Source organism: Xenorhabdus eapokensis, from assembly GCF_001908105.1.
This window is the reverse complement of the sequence record NZ_MKGQ01000043.1, coordinates 1-20,945: the sequence shown is the minus strand read 5'-3', so window position 1 is coordinate 20,945 and position 20,945 is coordinate 1. Positions and strand designations below refer to the sequence as shown.

The window sequence follows — 20,945 nt, the reverse complement described above, 5'->3', positions numbered from 1 at the left end:
TGGGAAAAGCTGACTTTGATCCTGAAAGTGCTGGGTTATCCTTCAAGCTGGAAAGTCCATTCAATGTTCAATTCTTGCTGAATAGGTGTGACGACTGGGGTCTGTCGGGAGCCGGATGCGGTAGTTCTGCATGTCCGGTTCTGAGGAGGGATCTGCCCGGGTGACTGGGCAGGTCTACTCACCAGCAATGGTCATTTGTGAGAAGTAAAAAGAATCAACGCTGGCTCTGGTATGCCTGGGAGCCTCGCCTCAAGCGAGTTGTGGCACATGTTTTTGGTGATCGCAGTACGGCGACTTTACGCAAACTCCTTGAGTTATTATCACCTTTTAATGTCAGGTTTTACTGTACGGATGATTATGCACCTTACAACCGACTTCCTGAAGAAAAACATATTGTTGGAAAACATTATACCCAACGTATAGAAAGAACCAATCTGACATTACGTACACGTTTAAAAAGACTGAACCGAAGGACGATAGGTTATTCCAAATCAGAGGAGATGCACGATAAGGTGATAGGGACTTTCATCGAACGGGAATACTATTCTTTATAGGGTAATCTAACTATTGGAGTCACGACCCGTTTTTCTATGGCGTTTATTTAAGCGATTTGCCACAAGATTTACCTCCTGCTCTGATATCTTATTAAAATTTATTCCTTATTGGGAAGCCATCTTTAATTAATCCATTGGTATTCTCATTTACTCCTCTTTTTCAAGGTGAGCTGTTTTATCTTCAAGTTTAATACTGATGGTAAATAGCGGATTTCTTTCAACCAATGTTAATAGTGCACTTTTATGATCTTTTCCAATGATAGTATCACTTTCCTAATCACTAATACGCTGTTTTTTTATCAATGATTTTTAGAGGATTATCAATACTGACTCTATTTTTGATTTTTCCTCTGTGCTCATCTTTCATAGTGTTTACGATACGTTTTTTGGCAATTTTTAGATGCTGCCATAGATCACCACTATTAATTTTATCTTTGTAAATCAATCTATAAATCGTTTCATGATGTAAAGATATTCTCATTTTCCGCTTGAGATAACCCACAGGTTGTTCAGGGCTTAAATCTTGCCAAATTAACTACTTAATCAACTGTGTTATCTCTGGTGTCACCTTTACTGCTTTTATGGCAGCATGGAGATTCTCTAACACTTTAAGCTGAAAATCTGATATTTTTCTATTTCAATCAGTTGTGTATAGGCCATAGTGCATTTTCCTTTGGTAGGAGAGATGCCTACTATAGCAACTGACCACCTTTCGCAGAAATTGCAATTATTAGGCTAGGCCAAGAAATAAAATTATTATTAAATTAATATTCTGTATCTTTATATTTCACAAGATATATGTGTTTTAGAGTTTAAATTCTATTAAATTTATCTGGTGTTAAATAGATATACAGAATATAAATGAGTTTGAATAAATATATTCATTATTCTGGTGATGTTCAATATGATTTGATAACATTAATTATAAATTTTCATATGATTTTTTATTTGACTATAATGGAGTTATGCATTGGAATCTTTATATGATAACAAGAACATTAAGTTCTGGAATGAACTATCTCAGATACATTCCAGTTGTTCTGATTATGATGTTGATAATTATGATCCATTGAAATATAAATTAAAAAATATAGAGTTATCAGAACTAGAAAACTTAGAGGGGAAAAAAGTTCTTCATTTACAATGTCATATTGGATTAGATAGTTTAGCTCTTGAGATGTTAGGAGCAAAAGTCACAGCTATTGATTATTCTTCTTTATCTATTGGTTGTGCGGAAAAAATCAAAAATAAATTTGGCCTTAAAACGAACTTTTATTGTGCTAATGTCTATGATTTATCTTCTTTAAATCTTGGTGAGTTTGATCTTATTTATACTTCGTATGGAGTTCTTGTTTGGCTTCAAGATTTAAGCCTATGGGCGAAAACAATATCCTCACATCTTAAGTTAGGGGGGGATTTTATTATTGTTGATGAACATCCTTTTGCTCGTATGTTTAGTAACCCTAGTCAGGATAATGCTCCTTTTAATAGTAAAAATATTTTTGTGAATGCTAGTTCTGGAAAACCTATAAAAGCAAACTATAAATATTCTTATGCGAATAGAGATAGTCCGATAAAAAATCAGGAACAATATATCTGGTTTCATAGCATTTCTGAAATAATAACAAATTTGATGAATGAAAATCTTCATTTAACTGTATTTAAAGAATTTGATAAAAGTTTCTACAAGGTTTTTTCTCAGTTGTCACAAAATGAAGAAGGGTGGTGGTGCTTTGATGATAAACTGTTATCTATACCATTAATGTTTTTACTACGTGCCAAAAAGTATTAGATTGAAAAATAAGGTTCTATTATGAAAAAAGAAGTAGTGTTAGCTATTAATATTCCTATGCTAGCAGATGGTACTGTGACTTATGATGGTAATGTTGTATTGGCTGATAGAAATCAAGTTATTATGGCAATAGCTGAAGAACGGATTTCAAAGAAGAAATATGATGGTCACGTTGTTTATGCGGTTAAGGAAATATTGGAAAGAAATAATCTGCTACTAGATGATATTTCGGCGATTTCTGTTGTCAGTTTTGGCCAGCCGATGATTGACTTAGATACTCTTGATGATAACCTTAAAAAAGAATTAAATGCGTTATTTCCTGGTTTTGACAATATCCATATTGTGAAATCACATCACTCTGCCCACGCCTTAAGTGCTATTAGTCAAACGGATATTAAGCGTGCATTGGTTGTTGTTGCTGATCACACAGGTAATATTCTTGGTGAAAGAACTGATCCTATAGTGTTAGAGAATAATGCAGCTGAACAGGTTAGTTATTATTTGTATGAGAATGATAATTTGTATCTGATAGCCCAGGACAATACGCATTCTTGCGATCAAGGTTATGGAAGATTTTATGGTGACGTGACTTGTTATCTCGGATTTGATAGTTATCGTGAATCAGGAAAAACCATGGGACTTGCTTCATTTGGTGATCCTAATGTTTTTTCAGACTATTCACCATTTATTGAAACAGATACTGGTGTAGTCTCTGCGCTGATGAATGAAGGTTATATTGAAAATTGCATAAAAGATATTCGGAATTGGTTTAAAAAGCAGGGTATTGACATTCCAGAACGTCGCTTAAAGACTGGTGTTATTCGTCCTTTTGATATGCACTTAGCAGCGTGGGCTCAAGATCAATTGCATAAATCGATCATCCATCGGGTGAAGGGATTAATTGATAAATATAATGTTGATACATTATGTGTTGTTGGTGGTGTGGCTATGAATTCAGTAATGAATCGTAAGCTGGAAGAGGAGCTGAATATTACTGTTTATGTACCTCCTTCTCCTGGTGATGCTGGTTTGGCTCTCGGTGCGGCAGCTGATTATTTCTGGAAAAAAGATAGTAGAATTCCTAAATTTAACTCTTCACCTTATTTAGGGCCTATTTATTCAGAAGATGAAATTGAGAGAAGTGTTCGTGTTTATGAAAAAGAGTTTATTATTAAGAGAATAAGTGATCCTGAGTATCGAGCTGCACATTTAATTGCTGATGGTAAAATAATTGGTTGGTTTCAGGATCGTAGTGAATATGGACCGAGAGCATTGGGTAATCGCAGCATTCTTGCTTCGCCATCGAATAGTTGGACGAAAGAAATTCTTAATAGCCAAATTAAGTTACGTGAGTGGTTCAGACCTTATGCCCCTGTGGTATTAGAGGAAAATGCTGATAATTATTTTGATATTCTATCCCCTGTTCCGTATATGATGAAAGTCGCTCCTGTCAAAGAGCGAGCTAAATTTGATATGCCTGCTTGTATTCATGTGGATGGTACTGCCAGATTGCAAACTGTATCTTCTGCTTCGAATCAAAAATTTTATAATTTGATTAAAGAAGTTGGAAATATTACTGGTGTTCCTGTAGTACTCAATACTAGCTTCAATTTGGCTGGTATGCCAATTGTTGAATCTCCTATCGATGCTATTGATTGCTTTAGAAAAGCGATCGGAATGCATGCATTATTTGTTGGTAATTATATGCTAGAGAAAAAGCCAATTAACTTAAAGAGATAAATTGGATTGTATGATGAATAATAATTTTATAGTCAATTTACTATTGATTGGGTTTGGTCCTCATGCGAAAAGAATATACTATCCATTATTGGAAGGTGAGATTGATAATCCTCAACTGAATCTATGTGCTGCAATAGATTTGATATCTGAAAAATCAAATATTGAATTATATTTATCAGATAAGAGACTGAAGCCAGAAGTAATATATTTTGGTGGGAATGGTAATCTAGATGAATTAAGTGCATATGAAAAAAATATACTAAATGAGGTTGTATGTAAATATTCTATTAATGGAGTTGTTATTGCAACTGAACCATTATCTCATTTAAAATACGCTAAATGGGCTCTAAATGCAGGGTTATCTATCTTGATGGATAAACCTATATCTTCTTATGAAAATATTTCTACATCAATTGAAAAGTCGATGAAAATTTCTGATGATTACTGTTTTCTTAATTCACTATATCAGGAAAAAAAGCATAGTAATCCATATCAGGTTTTCTCTTTGATGGCACAAAGGAGGTATCAAACATCTTTTAATTTAATTAAAGAGCGTCTTAATGAATGTTTTACTATGACTAATTGTCCAGTAACAAACATACAAACTTTTCATTCCGATGGACAATGGCGTATGCCAACTGAAATAGTGGAGCAACATTATCATCCTTATAATCAAGGATATGGAAAATGTTCACATAGTGGTTATCACTACTTTGATATTATTCCTTTTGTATTAGAGGCTGCTATCAACGAAGAAAAAGAATACGATAATATTGATGTATTCTCGACAGCAATTCGGCCTGATGATGTTCTTCGACAATTTACTTTAAATGATTACCATAAATTGTTTGGTCAACAAGCTTTTGATGAGGTTAATAATTATGATGAGAATCAATTAAAAATATTGTTAGGGACTTTTGGTGAAGTTGATTGTAGCAGCAATATTTGTTTTAAACGAGGAGATAGAACGATAACTGCAGCTTCTATAAATTTGTGTCATAATGGGTATTCCCAGAGAAGTTGGATAACGGCAATTGGTCGCGATCTTTATAGGGGAAATGGTCGTGTCGCTCATGAATCCCATATATTTCAGCAAGGTCCTTTTCAGTCGATTCACTTTCATTCATACAAATCAGACGAGTTTCCTATTGGTAACCAATATAATAATCGTCGTATTGGCACAAAGGAACATTTGGAGATTTATATTTTTCGCAACCATAAAATTCTTGGTGGAAAGCATATTGAAGTTATTGATATTGATAATATCATCGATATGGAAGGTGGACGAAAGGGCTTAAAAGGTAAGTCCAAAGCTAAAGCATTTTATGAATTTATTTCTGGTATAAGGGGAGAAATTTCATCAAAGGATATGGTGTCGGATTTTAGTAAACACGAAATTAGTGCTACTCTGATATCAGCAATCTATCAGTCTATTAGTCATCGCTATCATCAATTAAATCCTCTGATCAATCGTCGTTTATGTAGCAAACAAAATATATCAAAACTAGAGGAAACTTTTAATTGATGGCACAGAAAAGAAATATTACTGTACAACTTATCTGGCTATTTCCGTTGGTGATTGCTGCACCATTAGGTTTGGATCTTTGCCTGCCAGGTATGCCAATGATATCTCGTGAACTGCATAGTTTACCGGGAATGACTCAATGGTTGATCAGTGGGTTTGTATTGTGCTTAAGTTTAAGTCAGTTATTTTTTGGGCCGATGGTTGATCAGTTGGGAGCTCAGCGTGTTTTCTTATATGGCGGAGCTTTTTATACGTTGGGAAGTTTGGGGGTATATTTTGCTGATAGTTTTTCTTTAATTATAGTATTACGGCTGATGCAAGGCTGTGGTGCGGGTGCGATGGGAGTTTCCGTTCTCGCCAGTATCCCATTACGTTTTCAAGGAGCGGTAATAGGGAAAGTATTCAGTATACTTAATGGTGTAATCAGCCTAGTGCCAGTGTTGGCTCCTATTATTGGTGGCGTATTGGTTGTGAACTATGGTTGGAGGTCTACCTTTTACGTATTGGGAGTTTTCACTCTATTATGTTGTTTTCTTGCTTTATGGAAACCGTTACTTGAAGGATGTCAGGATTTTGTATTTCAGCCTGAAACGGTATTTTCAGGATATTTGAAAGTGTTGCGTCACCCTGAATTTTTGCTTGGATGTTTTGCAAGTAGTTTGGGGTTTGCGTCTCAATTGATCTTCTTTTCCAGTTCACCTGTTGTGCTTATTGAAATGTTACATATTCCGGTTGATAGATTTGGTTATTATTTCTCTGTTAATGCTGTTGCTATCACTGCTGGTAGCCTGTTGACTGCTAAATTTTTAGGGCTTGTTAAAGCAACTAAAATGCTGAATAGCGGTGCATTACTGTTATTATTGGCAATGATCGGTTTTGTTTTAACTGTTTATCTTTTTAAGATTTCAGTTTGGCCCTATCTCATTTCGGCGACATTGGGAAGTTTGGGATTTGCCATACTGATTGGCACAGGTGCAGCTATTGCATTATCTCCATTTACTCATTTGGCGGGTCGTGCATCTGCAATGATGGCAGCGATACAGATGTCATTTTCATCATTGATTGCTTGGCTTGTTATGACCTATTGGAGTAGCGATTGGCGAGCAATGATAATTGCTTATTTCTTGTTATCTATAGCTATTTGGATACTACTATATGTATATAAGATAAATAATTTAGTTATGAATACTGATTAATATCGCTTATAAAAAATATTTTCTAGAAAATAGTAGGATCTCATATGCCTTATGATTTTGATGACATTATTGATCATAAAGATTCCCATTTAATCAAATGGCAGTATCCATCACCTTATTTATTGCATAGTATTAATGAGCCTCCTCTCCCACTATGGATCGCAGATATGGATTTCAAATGTCCTAATGAAGTTCTGAATGCTCTTCATGATGCTATAAATAAAGGAATATTGGGGTACACTAGAGCCAGTGATGATATGTTTGAGGCCATAATACAGTGGCAATTACAGCATCACGGTTGGTCAATTAGGGAAGAGTGGATTGTACAGACTCCTGGCGTAGTGAATAGTCTTAGTCTTATCATCCAGACTTTTACTCAACAGGGGGATGATATTTTAATTCAGCCACCAGTTTATGGATCTTTTTATAACTGTTCATTGCTTAATGGACGGCATGTAGTAACCGCACCGTTGATTGAGAAAACAGCGAATTATGTGTTGGATATTGATGAATTTGAAGCTGCTATCACACCAAAAACTAAACTATTTTTTTTGTGTAACCCGCATAATCCAATAGGACATGTATGGAGTAAAGAAGAGTTAACGGCTATGGGAAATGTTTGTTTGCGTCATGGCATTATGGTTATTTCTGATGAAATACATCAGGATTTGATTTTGACCATGGGTAAGTATCATCAACCTTTTGCCAGTATTCATGATGAGTTTGCAGATATCTGCATTACTTGTACTTCCCCAAGTAAAACATTCAACCTTGCGGGGTTACAAACCTCTAATTTATTTATCACCAATAAAAGAGTACGTGATGAACTGAAACGGACATATGCGCGTTGTTCATTGCATATTCCAAATATGTTGGGGCTTGTTGCTTGTGAAGCAGCTTATCGCTATGGGGACCTATGGCTGTCTGAATTACTGATATATTTACGTGATAATCGAAGGTTTCTAAAGCAATATTTAGATCATCTTCCTCAAGTTAAACTTTTTGAATCTGATGCTCTTTATCTTGGTTGGTTAGATTTCAGAAATAGTGGTATTGAGCCACAGAATTTACAGGGCAAATTACTTAATCATTCTCGATTGTGGCTGGATGACGGTATAAAATTTGGTTCTGATTATGCTGGATTTGCTCGAATTAATTTTGCATGTTCCCGTTCAATATTAAATGTAGCTATGCAACGGTTAAGCCGGTTATTTGAAGAGTGTTAATTTTAACCTCTAAAAGAATCCTGTTAAGTTACAAACATTCTTTATAAATGGGTTATCCATAATTTTAGAATGTTATTATTACTTGATTAAAATAAATGTTTTTTATATAAAAATGTTCTTTTTATTGTATCATCATTCTGATGTGGTTGTTTTTTCATGGCGGATGATTGCAATATTGTTTTTTTATCCTTTGTTATGTTATTTTTGCATTTCAATACTTTATTGTTTATCTCTTTCAAAGACGCCCAAAAAAAATAATTCAATTTTTAAATTTCTTACATTTATTGGTATTTTAGGTTTTATTCTTAGCTTTCCTGTATCTTGGCACGCTGATTTAAAATTAAAAGAAAACGGATATATTACTTGTTATAAAAAATCACTAAATGCTCCAAAAAAATATGTAAAAATATAAATCTATGTGACTAATAAGCATATACATTATATGTTTTTTTGTTTTGTATATAGAAAACCCCCAGCCAGGCCTGTCTCTTGACCATATTTCATAGGTCAAGAGATAGATCTATGCCGAGGGATACTTGTTAGAGAATTAGAAGAAAAAAAGACAGAAGATTATTTCAACCAGCCTTTTTCTTTTGCTGCTTCTAATTGAGGCAGCAGGTATTTCCATAGTTCAGGATAACTTTCGGCAACAAAGTGGAGCAGGTTGTAAACTTGCTCAAAACGAATATTATTCTCAACCCAACTCTGTCCTTCGTTATGCAGGTTCATAAATACCGGCATAATTCTGTCGAGGGTTTTAGCAAAACGCGCTTCCGGTGTGATGGCGTCTTCGTATTCTTGCCAAAGTTCCAGAAAATATTTTCCCTGGGTTTCCGGTAGTAAACCAAAAATACGGTGAGCCGCTTTCACTTCATGTTCGTGAATGGCTTCACGGGCTGCCAGATCGAACGCGATAACATCACCCGCATCGATCTCAACAATGTCATGGATCAAAGCCATTTGTACGACGCGGCTAATGTCCACATCTCCGGCATAAGGAGCAAAGCCAAGCACAGCAATAGCAAAATGCCAGCTATGTTCAGCGGAGTTTTCATGGCGCGTATTATTCAATAACTTTGTTTTGCGATGGACGTATTTTAATTGATCCAGCTCCATGATAAACGCAATGACATCGGTGAAAGGGCCGAAATCAACAGAAGGTACAGCTAATGACATACAAAAACCTCAATAATTATTTTTCTTCGTTTAGGGAATAAGGCAATGTTTGAATGGTAAGAACATTACCTTCATCATCACGGATACGAAATATACTCTCTGCTTCCATATCATTATTCATGACAACTTGTACCCAGATTGAACCATCAGCCAGTTTGACCGCTGCTAATACTGAGCCTGTCCGACGCCATTTATCGCCTAACTGCCATTCCAAATCATCGCCAACGACAGGCAGGGAAGCGGCATTACCCGCCAGCCAGTACATGGCTCGCTTGTTTGCCCCACGATATTTGGCTCTGGCTACCATTTCCTGACCGGTATAACAGCCTTTTTTAAAGCTGATGCTGTTTTCGATGGCCTGAAGGTTAGTTGCTTGTGGAATAAATTGTGCACTGCTGGCGGCATCAATCACTGGAGTTCCTGCTTCAATCTCCAGCGCCAGCCATTGCTGGCTATCATTCAACTGAGATTGGAACTCTTCGACTAGCGTTTCAGTTATTTTAGCGGCGGTGGTTTTATCTGTGATGATAAGGAAACGTTCAGCGGGAAGCGCCAGATGGAGAAGGGTTGTGGTTTCATGTTGGATAACAGGAGATTCGGTGTCGGGCAGGGTTGGGAAGAGGGCTGTCAGCGCTTCCCGATTTCCTGTGCCGGCGACACCGAGCAAGATGCTTTCTTCATCTTTGGCAAACGTCACTTTGGAAAACACAGCATACTTTTTCAATTCGGTTAATTGGGTTTCCAACAATGAACGGCGTTCAATATAGGCAAAACCTTCACCACGCTGAAACAGGAGTAAGTTACTCCACATCTTGCCCTTGGCATCACAATGGGCAGTTAACACATGCTGGTTATCATTTAGTGAGGTAAGGTCGGCTGTAATCTGACCTTGCAGATACTTTTTCGCATCAGCGCCTGTGGCTGTCACTATTCCCCAATCATCAAGGGAAATTAAAGTCAGTGGTAGAGTTGCAGAAGAAGATGGATATTGTGCAGAAAACGGAATTGGGTAAGTCATAACAGCTCCTGCCAGTAAATTAACTGAGAAATGACGATAATGGTAAAAGAGAAGCGGTTTAATGCAAAGGAGTTATTCTGTTATTTATAGATAAGGCATGAATTGTCAATCTGTTGCGATAGGCTTCGCATCTTGTCGATATATCTCGTGATTTCACCGATGCAGATGATGAAAAACAGGCCAGAATCGTTGATAATCTTATTGCCGTCTTAATGGCACGAATGAAAATGATAAAGAGGCTTTTTAAACATGGATATTGATAATAAAGCACGTATTCACTGGGCATGTCGTCGTGGAATGCGTGAACTGGATATTTCTATCATGCCATTTTTTGAATATGAATATGATTCATTGAGTGATGATGACAAACGAATTTTCGTTCGTTTGCTGGAGTGCCCAGATCCCGACCTTTTCAATTGGCTCATGAATCATGGACGACCCGAAGATGATGAGCTGTATCATATGGTGAAATTGATCCAGAGCAGAAACCAAGCCCGTGGTCCTGTGGAACAATAAATTAAGGGAGTCTCGCCATACTCGCCTGTTTTCCACGGGTGTGCATGGTGTAGTCGCAATTGCGGCTTTGGTGGCACCCTGGCCAATTAACAGTGTTGGTTTTTGGCTTCCATTTTTCTGGTTTCCACTGTTTGCCATTATTATAAGCAGTTGGGCATGGAGCCAGAAAAATATCCGGCAGTGTCAGGGCAGGTTGGTACTGTTCAAAGGCAACAAAGTGCATTGGCAAAAAGCTGCCTGGCGCATCGTTCAGCCACCGTGGCGCCATCGCTATGGAATGGTTGTTATGCTCCATGCATTTAGTCGGGCAGAAAATATATGCTACCAACCGCCAATTCGATTATGGATAGCATCAGATAGTATGTCGCCCGTTGCCTGGCGTCATTTGAATCAATTGATGCGCCAATACCCTGAACTGTGACGGCGGCTAAAACAGTGCTTCCATTTCAGCCAATATTTGCATACACCATTCGCTTAAACGTTCGTCTGTTTGTTCGAATTGGTTCACATCGTCCAGTGCCAGCCCAACAAAATGTTTGCCATCTTCGGAGAGCGGTTTCGGGCTGGTAAATTCATAACCCTCTGTTGGCCAAAACCCAATAAACTGAACATCCGTTGGTAGCAGATGGTGATACAGTATGCCCAATGCATCCAAAAACCATTCACCATAATCGATTTGATCACCCATTCCATACATAGCAACGATTTTCCCTGCCAGATCTAACGAGGGAAGTTGATCCCAAATAGCCAGCCAATCCTCTTGTAATTCACCGAAATCCCAGGTGGGAATACCGAGGATCAGGACAGAATATTCTTCCATCAAACGGGGATCACAATCCTTGACATCATGCAGGTCGATCAGATCTTCACCGAGTATATCGCGTATTTTTTCTGCTACCATTTCTGTATAGCAGGTACTGGAGCCGTAAAAGAGACCAATTTTCATCATTATTTATCAGGGAATTTTGAATATCAGGATCGGTATTGTACCAGAATAATTGCTTTTTCAGGCATAATAGCCGATTGGAAGGCGCAGATAGGCAGACAGAAAGGAGGAATAATGCCAAGAAAACACCACCTATCAGACAACCATTCATTGGAAGATGATGTCATTAAACAGTATCCAACGGAACCACATCCATCGGCCAATCCTCTGATAGAGCAATTCCTCGATACTATCTGGCTGGAAAAAGCGCTGGCTGAAAATACGTTGACTTCTTATCGGCTTGATTTACAAGCCTTGAACAATTGGTTGATACATTATGGTCATGATTTACTTTCAGTGCAGTCGATAGAATTACAATCATTTTTGGCTGAGCGAGTGGATGGCGGTTATAAAGCCAGCAGTTCAGCCCGATTGTTGAGCGCAATGCGGCGGTTGTTTCAGTATCTATATCGTGAAAGAATGCGGGAAGATGATCCAACAGCATTGTTATCTTCGCCTAAATTACCGAAACGTTTGCCGAAGGACTTAAGTGAAAAACAAGTTGAAGATTTGCTTAACACCCCTTTGGTTGACCACCCCATCGAATTGCGAGATAAGGCCATGCTGGAAGTGCTTTATGCTTGCGGATTGCGAGTTTCAGAACTGGTTGGCCTGACCTTATCTGATGTGAGTTTACGTCAGGGAGTAGTCAGAATTGTGGGTAAGGGAGATAAGGAAAGATTGGTTCCTTTGGGAGAAGAGGCCGTTTATTGGCTGGAGAAATATCTGGAATATGGACGCCAATGCTTATTGAATGGTTCTGTATCTGATGTATTTTTCCCCAGTAAGCGGGGAACACAGATGACACGCCAGACATTCTGGCATCGGATCAAACACTATGCCGTATTGGCGGGCATTGATATTGAACGCTTGTCACCCCATGTCCTGCGCCATGCTTTTGCAACACATCTACTCAATCATGGTGCAGATTTACGTGTTGTGCAGATGTTATTAGGTCATAGTGACCTCTCCACAACTCAGATTTACACTCATGTAGCAACCGAACGTCTTAAAGTGCTGCATCAACAACATCATCCCCGCGGGTAGCTGCGGATTAGGTGAAAATAAAGGAACAAATAATGAAGAAGATCGCGTTTTGCTTTTCATTACTGTTGACTGCTGTTGTCAGCAATGCCTTTGCTGATGAGAGCACCATCAATAACACCCTGTCTAAAATGGGAATTAAGGCAGAAAACATCACCCCATCACCACTGCCAGGTGTGAGTTCAATTCTAACTGAACAGGGCATTATTTACGTATCTGATGATGGTAAGTACCTGTTACAAGGCTTACTTTATGATATTAGTGGCAAAATACCCAAAAATATCAGCAACCAGGTTCTGGTGAAAAAGCTGGAAGCTTTGAAAAAACAAATGATTATTTACAAAGCACCAAAAGAAAAACATGTTGTTACTGTTTTTACTGATATTACCTGTGGTTATTGCCGTAAATTGCATGAGAGTATGCAAGAATACAATGAGTTGGGGATTACTGTCCGTTATCTGGCGTTCCCTCGTCATGGTTTGCAACATCAATCAGCTAAAGATATGCAATCCATTTGGTGCAGTGCGACACCGAACAAGTCACTGAACGCTGTTTTCAAAGGTGAACAAGTCTCTCCAATTCAGGAATGCAAGACAGATATCGCGAAACAATATCAGCTAGGCTTGCAGTTTGGCGTCAAGGGCACACCGGCGATTATTCTAAAAGATGGCAATATGATCGGTGGTTATTTGTCACCGAAAGATTTGCTAGCTGAATTGGAACATTATGGTGAGTAATCAAAATCGACCTATCTCATTCAGTAAATACAAGTTAGTGAATAAAAATTGTGAGTAGAGAAACACAACTCCGCCGCCGACCGGTGGCGGATCCTGACCATCTTCCCAACGATATTCATCCATTATTGCGTCGTTTATACGCTATGCGTGGCATACGTCAGGCCAATGAATTGGAGCGTAGTGCAAAGGGACTTCTCAATTACCAATCCCTCAATGGTATTGAGCAGGCAGTGGCCTTGCTGATCACGGCATTACATGAACATTGGCGCATTGTGATTGTTGGTGATTTTGATGCTGATGGGGCAACCAGTACCGCATTGAGCATCCGTGCCTTGCGGGCAATGGGATATCGTAACCTTGACTACCTTGTTCCAAACCGTTTTGAAGATGGTTATGGATTAAGCATTCAGGTAGTTGATGAAGTTGTTAAAAGAAGCGCAGATCTGATTATCACCGTGGATAATGGGATCTCATCCCATGATGGTGTAGCCGCGGCACATCAACATGGCATCAAGGTGATCGTCACTGATCATCATTTACCGGGCGAAACTCTGCCAGCCGCAGAGGCTATTATCAACCCTAATTTAGCTGACTGCGCCTTTCCCTCTAAGGCATTGGCAGGAGTTGGTGTTGCATTTTATCTGATGTCTGCACTCAGAGCTGAATTGCGCAAATTGGCATGGTTTGAGCAACAAGGCATTCCATTACCTAATTTGGCGGAGCTGCTGGATTTAGTGGCATTGGGTACAGTGGCTGACGTGGTTCCCCTCGATACCAATAACCGAATTTTGGTATATCAAGGACTCAATCGCATTCGGGCAGGACGTTGCTGTGCGGGAATACGAGCGCTGCTCGAAGTTTCCAAACGGGAATCGACAAAATTGGCAGCCAGTGATTTGGGATTTGCGTTGGGACCACGGTTAAATGCAGCCGGACGTCTGGATGATATGTCTGTTGGGGTCGCGTTGCTATTGACTGATGACATGGTGCAAGCCCGTCAGATTGCTTGCGAGCTGGATAGCCTAAACCAAACCCGTCGAGAAATCGAACAAGGTATGCAGCAAGAAGCCTTGCAGATCTGCGATAAAATCGAGCGAACCCATACGCAGCTACCTTACGGGTTAGCAATTTACCATCCCGAATGGCATCAGGGAGTGGTGGGTATTTTGGCTTCACGCATTAAAGAGCGTTTTCACCGTCCGGTGATTGCTTTTGCTCCGGCGGGCGATGGTACTTTGAAAGGTTCAGGGCGTTCGGTAAATGGCTTGCATATGCGAGATGCACTTGAACGTCTTGATACGCTGCACCCAGGATTGATGTTGAAATTTGGCGGTCATGCGATGGCTGCGGGATTGTCGATTGAACAAGACAAATTTGATCTCTTTCAGCGCTATTTTTCCGAACTACTGGCAGACTGGATGGATATTACCCAACTTGACGGTGTTATCTGGAGTGACGGTGAATTAGCTTTGGGGGAATTATCGCTGGAAGTGGCTGAAATTCTGCGTGAGGGTGGCCCGTGGGGGCAGGCATTTGCAGAACCGGTTTTTGACGGCAAATTCAAGCTACTGCAACAGCGCATTGTGGGTGAAAAGCACCTGAAAGTTATGCTTGAACCATTAAATGGTGGGCCAATGTTAGATGGCATCGCATTTAATATTGATGTCAGTCGCTGGCCGGATAATAGTGTCAAAACGGTAGAATTGGCTTATAAACTGGATATTAATGAATTTCGTGGTAATCGTGATGTTCAGCTTCTGATCCAGCATATTTGGCTCTATTGAATGAACTTCGATTTTCGATCTGCATTTAAAAGATGAAGGGTATAAACCCCCTGATAGATCCGCTACAATACGCGGTTCGAAAATATCCATGCGACCATCGTTTATTCATAATACACAACGTATATAAGACACAAAATATGTTTGAAATTAATCCGGTAAAAAATCACATTCAGGACCTGTCTGAGCGGACAGCAGTTCTGAGGGGGTATCTTTGACTATGATGCCAAGAAAGAACGTTTAGAAGAAGTCAATGCTGAACTCGAACAGCCTGGTGTCTGGAATGAACCGGAACGGGCGCAGGCGTTAGGTAAAGAGCGTTCATCACTTGAAAGCATCGTAGAAACCATCGATCAGTTGACTCAAGGATTGGAAGATGTGAACGGTCTACTGGAGTTGGCCGTTGAAGCTGATGACGAAGAAACCTTCAATGAAGCCGTCGCTGAGTTGGAACAGTTAGAAGAAAAACTAAGCCAACTTGAATTCCGTCGCATGTTCTCAGGCCAATATGACAACGCAAACTGCTATCTGGATCTTCAGGCGGGCTCTGGTGGTACAGAAGCACAGGATTGGGCCAGCATGTTGATGCGCATGTACCTGCGTTGGGCAGAATCCAAAGGCTTTAAGACGGAAATCATGGAAGAGTCTGATGGTGAAGTTGCAGGTTTGAAATCAGCCACCATTAAGATCATAGGTGAATATGCTTACGGTTGGTTGCGTACAGAAACGGGCGTCCATCGCTTGGTACGTAAAAGTCCTTTTGATTCAGGTGGTCGTCGTCACACATCATTCAGTTCTGCTTTCATCTATCCAGAAGTGGATGATGATATTGATATCGAAATCAATCCGGCTGACTTACGTATAGATGTATACCGTGCCTCTGGTGCTGGTGGTCAGCACGTTAACAAAACCGAATCAGCAGTACGTATCACCCACGTACCGACTGGTATTGTCACCCAATGTCAGAACGATCGTTCTCAGCATAAAAACAAAGACCAGGCGATGAAACAGTTGAAAGCGAAGCTGTACGAACTGGAAATGCAGAAGAAGAACGCAGATAAACAAGCAATGGAAGAAAACAAATCGGACATCGGTTGGGGCAGTCAGATTCGCTCTTACGTTTTGGATGATTCCCGCATTAAAGATTTGCGTACTGGTGTAGAAACCCGCAATACACAATCAGTGCTGGATGGGGATTTGGATAAATTCATTGAAGCAAGCTTAAAAGCTGGCCTGTGAGGAACTAAAATGTCACAACAACAACAGGGAGCTGAACAGGCTCCTGATTTAAATAACGAACTGAAAACTCGCCGTGAAAAACTGGCTGCCCTGCGCAGCAACGGCATTGCTTTCCCAAATGATTTTCGTCGCGAAAACATTTCCGTAGATCTGCATACCAAATACGATGACAAGACTAAAGAAGAACTGGAAGAGCTTGACATCGAAGTAACTGTCGCTGGTCGCATGATGACACGTCGTATCATGGGTAAGGCCTCTTTTGCAACCTTGCAAGACATGGGGGGTCGCATTCAGATTTACGTTTCCCGTGATGACCTGCCGGAAGGTATTTACAACACTCAGTTCAAGAAATGGGATTTGGGTGACATTTTAGGCGCACGCGGTAAGCTGTTTAAAACTCAAACGGGTGAACTTTCTATCCATTGTACCGAGCTGCGCCTGCTGACTAAAGCATTGCGCCCTCTGCCGGATAAATTCCACGGTTTGGCGGATCAGGAAACGCGCTATCGTCAGCGTTATTTGGATCTGATCTCGAATGATGAATCCCGCAAGGCATTCCAGATCCGTTCCCACGTGATGTCGTCATTACGCAGCTTCATGATCCAAAAAGGCTTCATGGAAGTTGAAACGCCAATGATGCAGGCGATCCCAGGTGGTGCAAGTGCGCGTCCATTCATTACGCACCATAACGCGCTGGATATCGACATGTACTTGCGCATTGCGCCGGAACTGTACTTGAAACGTTTGGTGGTCGGTGGTTTTGAGCGTGTTTTCGAAATCAACCGCAACTTCCGTAATGAAGGCGTCTCCCCGCGCCACAACCCAGAGTTCACCATGATGGAACTCTACATGGCATACGCGGATTACCAGGATCTGATCGTACTGACCGAAGAACTGTTCCGTACTTTGACGCAAGAAGTACTGGGTACAACATTGGTGAAATATGGCGAACAAGAATTTGATTTTGGTCAGCCTTTTGCCAAGATGACTATGAAAGAAGCGATCTGCAAATATCGTCCAGAGACCAACATGGCAGATCTGGATGATATGGACAAAGCGGTTGCTATCGCGAAATCCTTGGGCATTGATGTTGAAAAGGGCTGGGGCTTAGGCCGTGTGCAGTGTGAAATCTTTGAAGAAACCGCTGAAAGTCACCTGATTCAGCCGACCTTCATTATCGAATATCCGGCAGAAGTTTCTCCGCTGGCGCGCCGTAACGATGACAACCCATTCATTACTGATCGCTTTGAATTCTTCATCGGTGGCCGTGAAATTGGTAACGGCTTCTCGGAGCTGAACGATGCGGAAGATCAGGCAGAACGCTTTGCAGAGCAGGTTCGCCAGAAAGATCAAGGTGATGACGAAGCGATGTTCTACGATGAAGACTATATTACTGCGTTGGAGCACGGTTTGCCGCCAACCGCAGGTTTAGGCATTGGTATCGACCGTATGATAATGTTGTTCACTGACAGTCATACCATCCGTGACGTTATCCTGTTCCCGGCAATGCGTCCACATACGCATAAATAATCATTTTTTGATTAAAACCGGCTAAACGCGTTGTCCGATTAACCGGACAGCGCGTTTTTTACATACATCAAAAAATCTTAAACAACCGACTGAAATATAGACAAATATTAACGATATACTACTTGCTGAGATTCAGTAAGAGGTATATATTTAACGCCATCACTTCGTTGATGCGAGTGTAGTTCAATGGTAGAACGAGAGCTTCCCAAGCTCTATACGAGGGTTCGATTCCCTTCACTGCTCCAAATAAACCTCTGTCAAAGTCAATAAGAGTCTACTACCTTGAAACTCACATCCAATTGCCAGTGTAATTTCGATTCTATCTGCCAATGGCTGCGTATTGCATACGCGATAAACTGGGCGCTTCTGGCCTGATGGCTGGTGATGTAGTCACGTCGCTCATACGTCTCTGCTTTCCCTTTGACTTCCCGATGAGATTCAACCACGGCAATTCCACCCAGCGTTTTCCATTGTGGATGGCGTTCTTTTAGCCAGTCAACATCACTGACCAGCCATACCTGCCGTTGTTCTATACGCCCATGATCCCCCTCGACACATCGGTTTCGGTCATGTGCTATCCCGGCAAAGTGATTGGCCAGATGGGTATCTAAAAACAGTTTGATATCCTCATAAAATTCCCCCTGGTTGCCTTTCAGTGCCAACACATAATCCGCCTGACCTGCCACTATCTGCTCCGCTATCTGATGCTGGCAGCCCATCGCATCAATCGTGATGGTTGCCTCTTCGATATCCAGCAAGGCCAGCAGCTTGGGGATCGCGGTGATCTCATTGGATTTGTCCGACACTTTCACTTGGCCAAAACAAAGCTGGTTGGCGACCGACCAGGCACTCACCAGATGGATAGCCGGAACCCCCTGGCCTTATCCAGTGTGCTCCGCATTGTTTTACCATCTAACGCAATAATATCTTCGGACAGGTGAGCCAGACTTTTCACCCACGCGGTAAAGGCGTGGCTAAACTCGTGCGGGTTGAGTCGGTTGAGGACATCGTTGAAGGTATCATGGCTGGGTATTCCGTTAGGTAACGCCAGAAATTGCCGGAACCAGTCTTCTTTGGTTTTTCCATATTCTTCAATGTCATTGAAATTCTCACAGCCGCAGAGGATGGCACAAATTGAGATAGTGAGAATATCGATAAGCGAGTGGCGCTGAGTTCGATTGACCCGAGGGTCGCTGAGATGCCCGAAGGCGTGACTGATAGAGGTCGCTTTCATCATCGTGTTTCAGAAGAATTGGAGATGGAAAATCCATGATAAACCACAATCAGCCATTAATAACGTACTGAAATGAGTAAAAGTACCCCAAAAAAATTAATTGGTTAATTTAGACCCGTTTGCCCTGGGAGGTGGATATCAATTCCTTTACAAAGGCGATCAGCTTTATATCACTAATGAAAGCGGTGCTACGGTAGAGGTGGTTAAATAAGATGGCAATTGCCACCTCAGGGCAAATGATAGTGGGGTGGTGGATTTTTATGGTACGGGGAAACGAAAGAGCCTTACATCAATAACGATATCGATAATAATTTGTAAAGCGTTGATTGAATTGAGGGGGTAATCTTCCATAGAGGCGTTCTTGGTTAAAATAATTCTGAATATGATAGGTAATATCTTGATCGCTCATTAATTGCATGAAAAATGCAGTTGCAGCAGCTCTTGAGGTGAGTAAATAGCTTACTCTTGACAGTATTGGTACAATAATATCTATATATGAATAGATTCCTATGTCACAGTCATGCTCTGGCAATGCGTATGTTCCATTATCAGAAGGAATAAAGCAAAGCTTTCTTATCCTACTTGTCACTCCAGCATCACCTTCCTGAGGATTTGCAGGACTCACTAAATATGGAGGATAACGAGTCGTTATATATAGAGATGTTTTCCCATTAGCTTTTTGGTATTCACGGAGAAGAGGGCCGTGAGGATTGACATACTGATGCCTATATCGACCAGTAGCGAGATACTCAACATAATCCTTTAGCGCGATTGGCATAACCACCCCAATAAAGTAAGTACATTTGCAGCCATATTTAACTCCATTTTTACCCAATAACAAGCGAATAATGCTTAACAATTAATTAACCTCTGAAACTAAAATGAAATATTTCTCTACCCATTCCCTTGAGTGGTTACAGAAATAACCCATGCTGCCACCCGTTCCCATCGCGTACCCAACGTACACGGGATGGTGGCATTTTTATTTTCACCGCGCACCGAAAGCGCCAATCTAAACATCGAACCCCTATTTAGGAGTGAGCCTTTGAGGAGTCAGCTTGCTGATGCTCTTCGATGGGCTGATTTCCTATTTCGGCAAAGGCTTCATGATGCTCATCACATAGATACAGGCAGCAATACAGCGTAACCCTAACGCATGTTCTTCATCATCAAATGAAAAACCTTGCTTGCGGATCTGTTCGAGATTTTCTGTTAATGCTGCGGCGGTGGTACAGGTATGTTGGGTATAAGCGTGCATCCCTTTTTTATGCAGCAAGTGGAGGCGTTTTTGCTCAGATAGGGTAGACAGCAGGGCTTTTCCAGCACCGGAAGCGTGCATCGGTAGCTTACCACCAATAGGAGCGGACATTCTCATCAGCGCATTACACTGCACTTGATCGACAGTGACGGCTTCATATTCATCCAGATTAAGGATCGTTTTAGTCAAAAATCACAAAGAGTAGTGCTTTGTTCTTGGATAGTTAGCTCGATCATAAAATTAACAACGCATTCGCCACCGCAATGTTTCAACACTCTACTCACTACAACTCACATAAACAGATATCCGACAATGTGTGCGGATGTCCCCAAGGGTCAATCGTATCGTCAGTACTTGCCAATATCTACCTGCACTATGTGATAGATGAATGGTT

20 protein-coding genes, 1 tRNA gene and 3 pseudogenes are annotated in these 20,945 nt (G+C 40.7%); 15 read left to right on the top strand and 9 right to left on the bottom strand.

The window, feature by feature from the left end:
- Nucleotides 1-182: 182 nt before the first annotated feature.
- Nucleotides 183-554 (top strand): annotated as a pseudogene (locus tag Xedl_RS17450) (IS1 family transposase); the annotation flags it as partial.
- Between the two features lie 6 nt (nt 555-560).
- On the opposite strand, the pseudogene Xedl_RS25865 reads toward Xedl_RS17450, so the two are convergent.
- A pseudogene (locus Xedl_RS25865) lies at nt 561-1,167 on the bottom strand (IS30 family transposase); the annotation flags it as partial.
- Nucleotides 1,168-1,524: 357 nt separating this feature from the next.
- On the opposite strand from Xedl_RS25865, the gene Xedl_RS17440 reads away from it, so the two are divergent.
- From Xedl_RS17440 to Xedl_RS39375, 6 genes are all read left to right on the top strand, one after another.
- The gene (locus tag Xedl_RS17440; RefSeq protein ID WP_074025046.1) at nt 1,525-2,346 is read left to right on the top strand and encodes a class I SAM-dependent methyltransferase; all 822 of its coding nucleotides are present in this window, start codon (nt 1,525-1,527) and stop codon (nt 2,344-2,346) included.
- A 21-nt stretch (nt 2,347-2,367) separates the two neighbouring features.
- A complete protein-coding gene (locus Xedl_RS17435; protein WP_074025045.1) occupies nt 2,368-4,086 on the top strand; it encodes a carbamoyltransferase C-terminal domain-containing protein in 1,719 nt (572 codons plus the stop codon).
- A gap of 10 nt (nt 4,087-4,096) precedes the next feature.
- Entirely contained in the window at nt 4,097-5,611 is a 1,515-nt protein-coding gene (locus tag Xedl_RS17430) for a Gfo/Idh/MocA family oxidoreductase (RefSeq protein ID WP_074025044.1), read from the top strand.
- Nucleotides 5,611-6,807 carry a multidrug effflux MFS transporter gene (locus tag Xedl_RS17425; protein ID WP_074025043.1) on the top strand — a complete coding sequence of 399 codons (1,197 nt, stop codon included), beginning with the start codon at nt 5,611-5,613 and terminating at the stop codon, nt 6,805-6,807. The genes Xedl_RS17430 and Xedl_RS17425 overlap by 1 nt, the downstream gene beginning before the upstream one ends.
- 44 nt (nt 6,808-6,851) lie before the next feature.
- Complete coding sequence (locus tag Xedl_RS17420) at nt 6,852-8,033, top strand: MalY/PatB family protein (protein ID WP_074025042.1); 1,182 nt, start codon at nt 6,852-6,854, stop codon at nt 8,031-8,033.
- Between the two features lie 112 nt (nt 8,034-8,145).
- On the top strand, nt 8,146-8,445 hold the full coding sequence (locus tag Xedl_RS39375) for a DUF1240 domain-containing protein (protein WP_074025041.1): 300 nt from the start codon (nt 8,146-8,148) through the stop codon (nt 8,443-8,445).
- A 158-nt stretch (nt 8,446-8,603) separates the two neighbouring features.
- Here Xedl_RS39375 and Xedl_RS17410 read toward each other — a convergent pair whose 3' ends face one another.
- Both Xedl_RS17410 and ygfZ read right to left on the bottom strand, forming a co-directional pair.
- On the bottom strand, nt 8,604-9,209 hold the full coding sequence (locus Xedl_RS17410) for an HD domain-containing protein (RefSeq protein ID WP_074025040.1): 606 nt from the start codon (nt 9,207-9,209) through the stop codon (nt 8,604-8,606).
- A 16-nt stretch (nt 9,210-9,225) separates the two neighbouring features.
- On the bottom strand, nt 9,226-10,227 hold the full coding sequence (gene ygfZ / locus Xedl_RS17405; protein WP_074025039.1) for a tRNA-modifying protein YgfZ: 1,002 nt from the start codon (nt 10,225-10,227) through the stop codon (nt 9,226-9,228).
- A 249-nt stretch (nt 10,228-10,476) separates the two neighbouring features.
- Between ygfZ and sdhE the strand changes: the two genes are divergently transcribed.
- Nucleotides 10,477-10,743 carry an FAD assembly factor SdhE gene (gene sdhE, locus Xedl_RS17400; RefSeq protein WP_074025038.1) on the top strand — a complete coding sequence of 89 codons (267 nt, stop codon included), beginning with the start codon at nt 10,477-10,479 and terminating at the stop codon, nt 10,741-10,743.
- Nucleotides 10,724-11,164: a protein YgfX gene (locus Xedl_RS17395; RefSeq protein ID WP_074025037.1), complete on the top strand. Its 441-nt coding sequence runs from the start codon at nt 10,724-10,726 to the stop codon at nt 11,162-11,164. Before sdhE ends, Xedl_RS17395 begins: the two co-directional genes overlap by 20 nt.
- A gap of 6 nt (nt 11,165-11,170) precedes the next feature.
- Here Xedl_RS17395 and fldB read toward each other — a convergent pair whose 3' ends face one another.
- On the bottom strand, nt 11,171-11,689 hold the full coding sequence (fldB, locus tag Xedl_RS17390) for a flavodoxin FldB (protein ID WP_074025049.1): 519 nt from the start codon (nt 11,687-11,689) through the stop codon (nt 11,171-11,173).
- A 114-nt stretch (nt 11,690-11,803) separates the two neighbouring features.
- Between fldB and xerD the strand changes: the two genes are divergently transcribed.
- The 6 genes from xerD (at nt 11,804) to Xedl_RS17360 (ending at nt 18,304) form a co-directional block, all read left to right on the top strand.
- Nucleotides 11,804-12,775: a site-specific tyrosine recombinase XerD gene (gene xerD, locus Xedl_RS17385; protein WP_083600384.1), complete on the top strand. Its 972-nt coding sequence runs from the start codon at nt 11,804-11,806 to the stop codon at nt 12,773-12,775.
- 32 nt (nt 12,776-12,807) lie between these two features.
- On the top strand, nt 12,808-13,509 hold the full coding sequence (dsbC, locus tag Xedl_RS17380) for a bifunctional protein-disulfide isomerase/oxidoreductase DsbC (protein ID WP_074025036.1): 702 nt from the start codon (nt 12,808-12,810) through the stop codon (nt 13,507-13,509).
- Between the two features lie 50 nt (nt 13,510-13,559).
- Entirely contained in the window at nt 13,560-15,293 is a 1,734-nt protein-coding gene (recJ, locus tag Xedl_RS17375) for a single-stranded-DNA-specific exonuclease RecJ (RefSeq protein WP_074025035.1), read from the top strand.
- Nucleotides 15,294-15,430: 137 nt separating this feature from the next.
- A protein-coding gene (prfB, locus tag Xedl_RS17370) for a peptide chain release factor 2 (RefSeq protein ID WP_143187465.1) occupies nt 15,431-16,529 on the top strand; the annotation gives its coding sequence in 2 pieces (ribosomal slippage) (nt 15,431-15,505 and nt 15,507-16,529; 1,098 coding nt in all).
- A 9-nt stretch (nt 16,530-16,538) separates the two neighbouring features.
- Nucleotides 16,539-18,059 carry a lysine--tRNA ligase gene (gene lysS, locus Xedl_RS17365; RefSeq protein WP_074025034.1) on the top strand — a complete coding sequence of 507 codons (1,521 nt, stop codon included), beginning with the start codon at nt 16,539-16,541 and terminating at the stop codon, nt 18,057-18,059.
- A 172-nt stretch (nt 18,060-18,231) separates the two neighbouring features.
- Nucleotides 18,232-18,304, top strand: a tRNA-Gly gene (locus tag Xedl_RS17360).
- An 18-nt stretch (nt 18,305-18,322) separates the two neighbouring features.
- On the opposite strand, the gene Xedl_RS35710 is transcribed toward Xedl_RS17360, so the two are convergent.
- From Xedl_RS35710 to Xedl_RS17345, 5 genes and pseudogenes are all read right to left on the bottom strand, one after another.
- Complete coding sequence (locus tag Xedl_RS35710) at nt 18,323-18,913, bottom strand: ISAs1 family transposase (RefSeq protein WP_279625370.1); 591 nt, start codon at nt 18,911-18,913, stop codon at nt 18,323-18,325.
- Nucleotides 18,910-19,296, bottom strand: a complete 387-nt coding sequence (locus Xedl_RS35705) for an ISAs1 family transposase (RefSeq protein WP_279625369.1) — start codon at nt 19,294-19,296, stop codon at nt 18,910-18,912. Before Xedl_RS35705 ends, Xedl_RS35710 begins: the two co-directional genes overlap by 4 nt.
- 286 nt (nt 19,297-19,582) lie before the next feature.
- Nucleotides 19,583-20,152, bottom strand: a complete 570-nt coding sequence (locus Xedl_RS17350) for a hypothetical protein (protein ID WP_143187464.1) — start codon at nt 20,150-20,152, stop codon at nt 19,583-19,585.
- Between the two features lie 35 nt (nt 20,153-20,187).
- Nucleotides 20,188-20,313 carry a hypothetical protein gene (locus Xedl_RS35700; protein ID WP_279625368.1) on the bottom strand — a complete coding sequence of 42 codons (126 nt, stop codon included), beginning with the start codon at nt 20,311-20,313 and terminating at the stop codon, nt 20,188-20,190.
- A 68-nt stretch (nt 20,314-20,381) separates the two neighbouring features.
- Nucleotides 20,382-20,704: pseudogene (locus Xedl_RS17345) on the bottom strand (IclR family transcriptional regulator domain-containing protein); the annotation flags it as partial.
- Nucleotides 20,705-20,945: the final 241 nt, after the last annotated feature.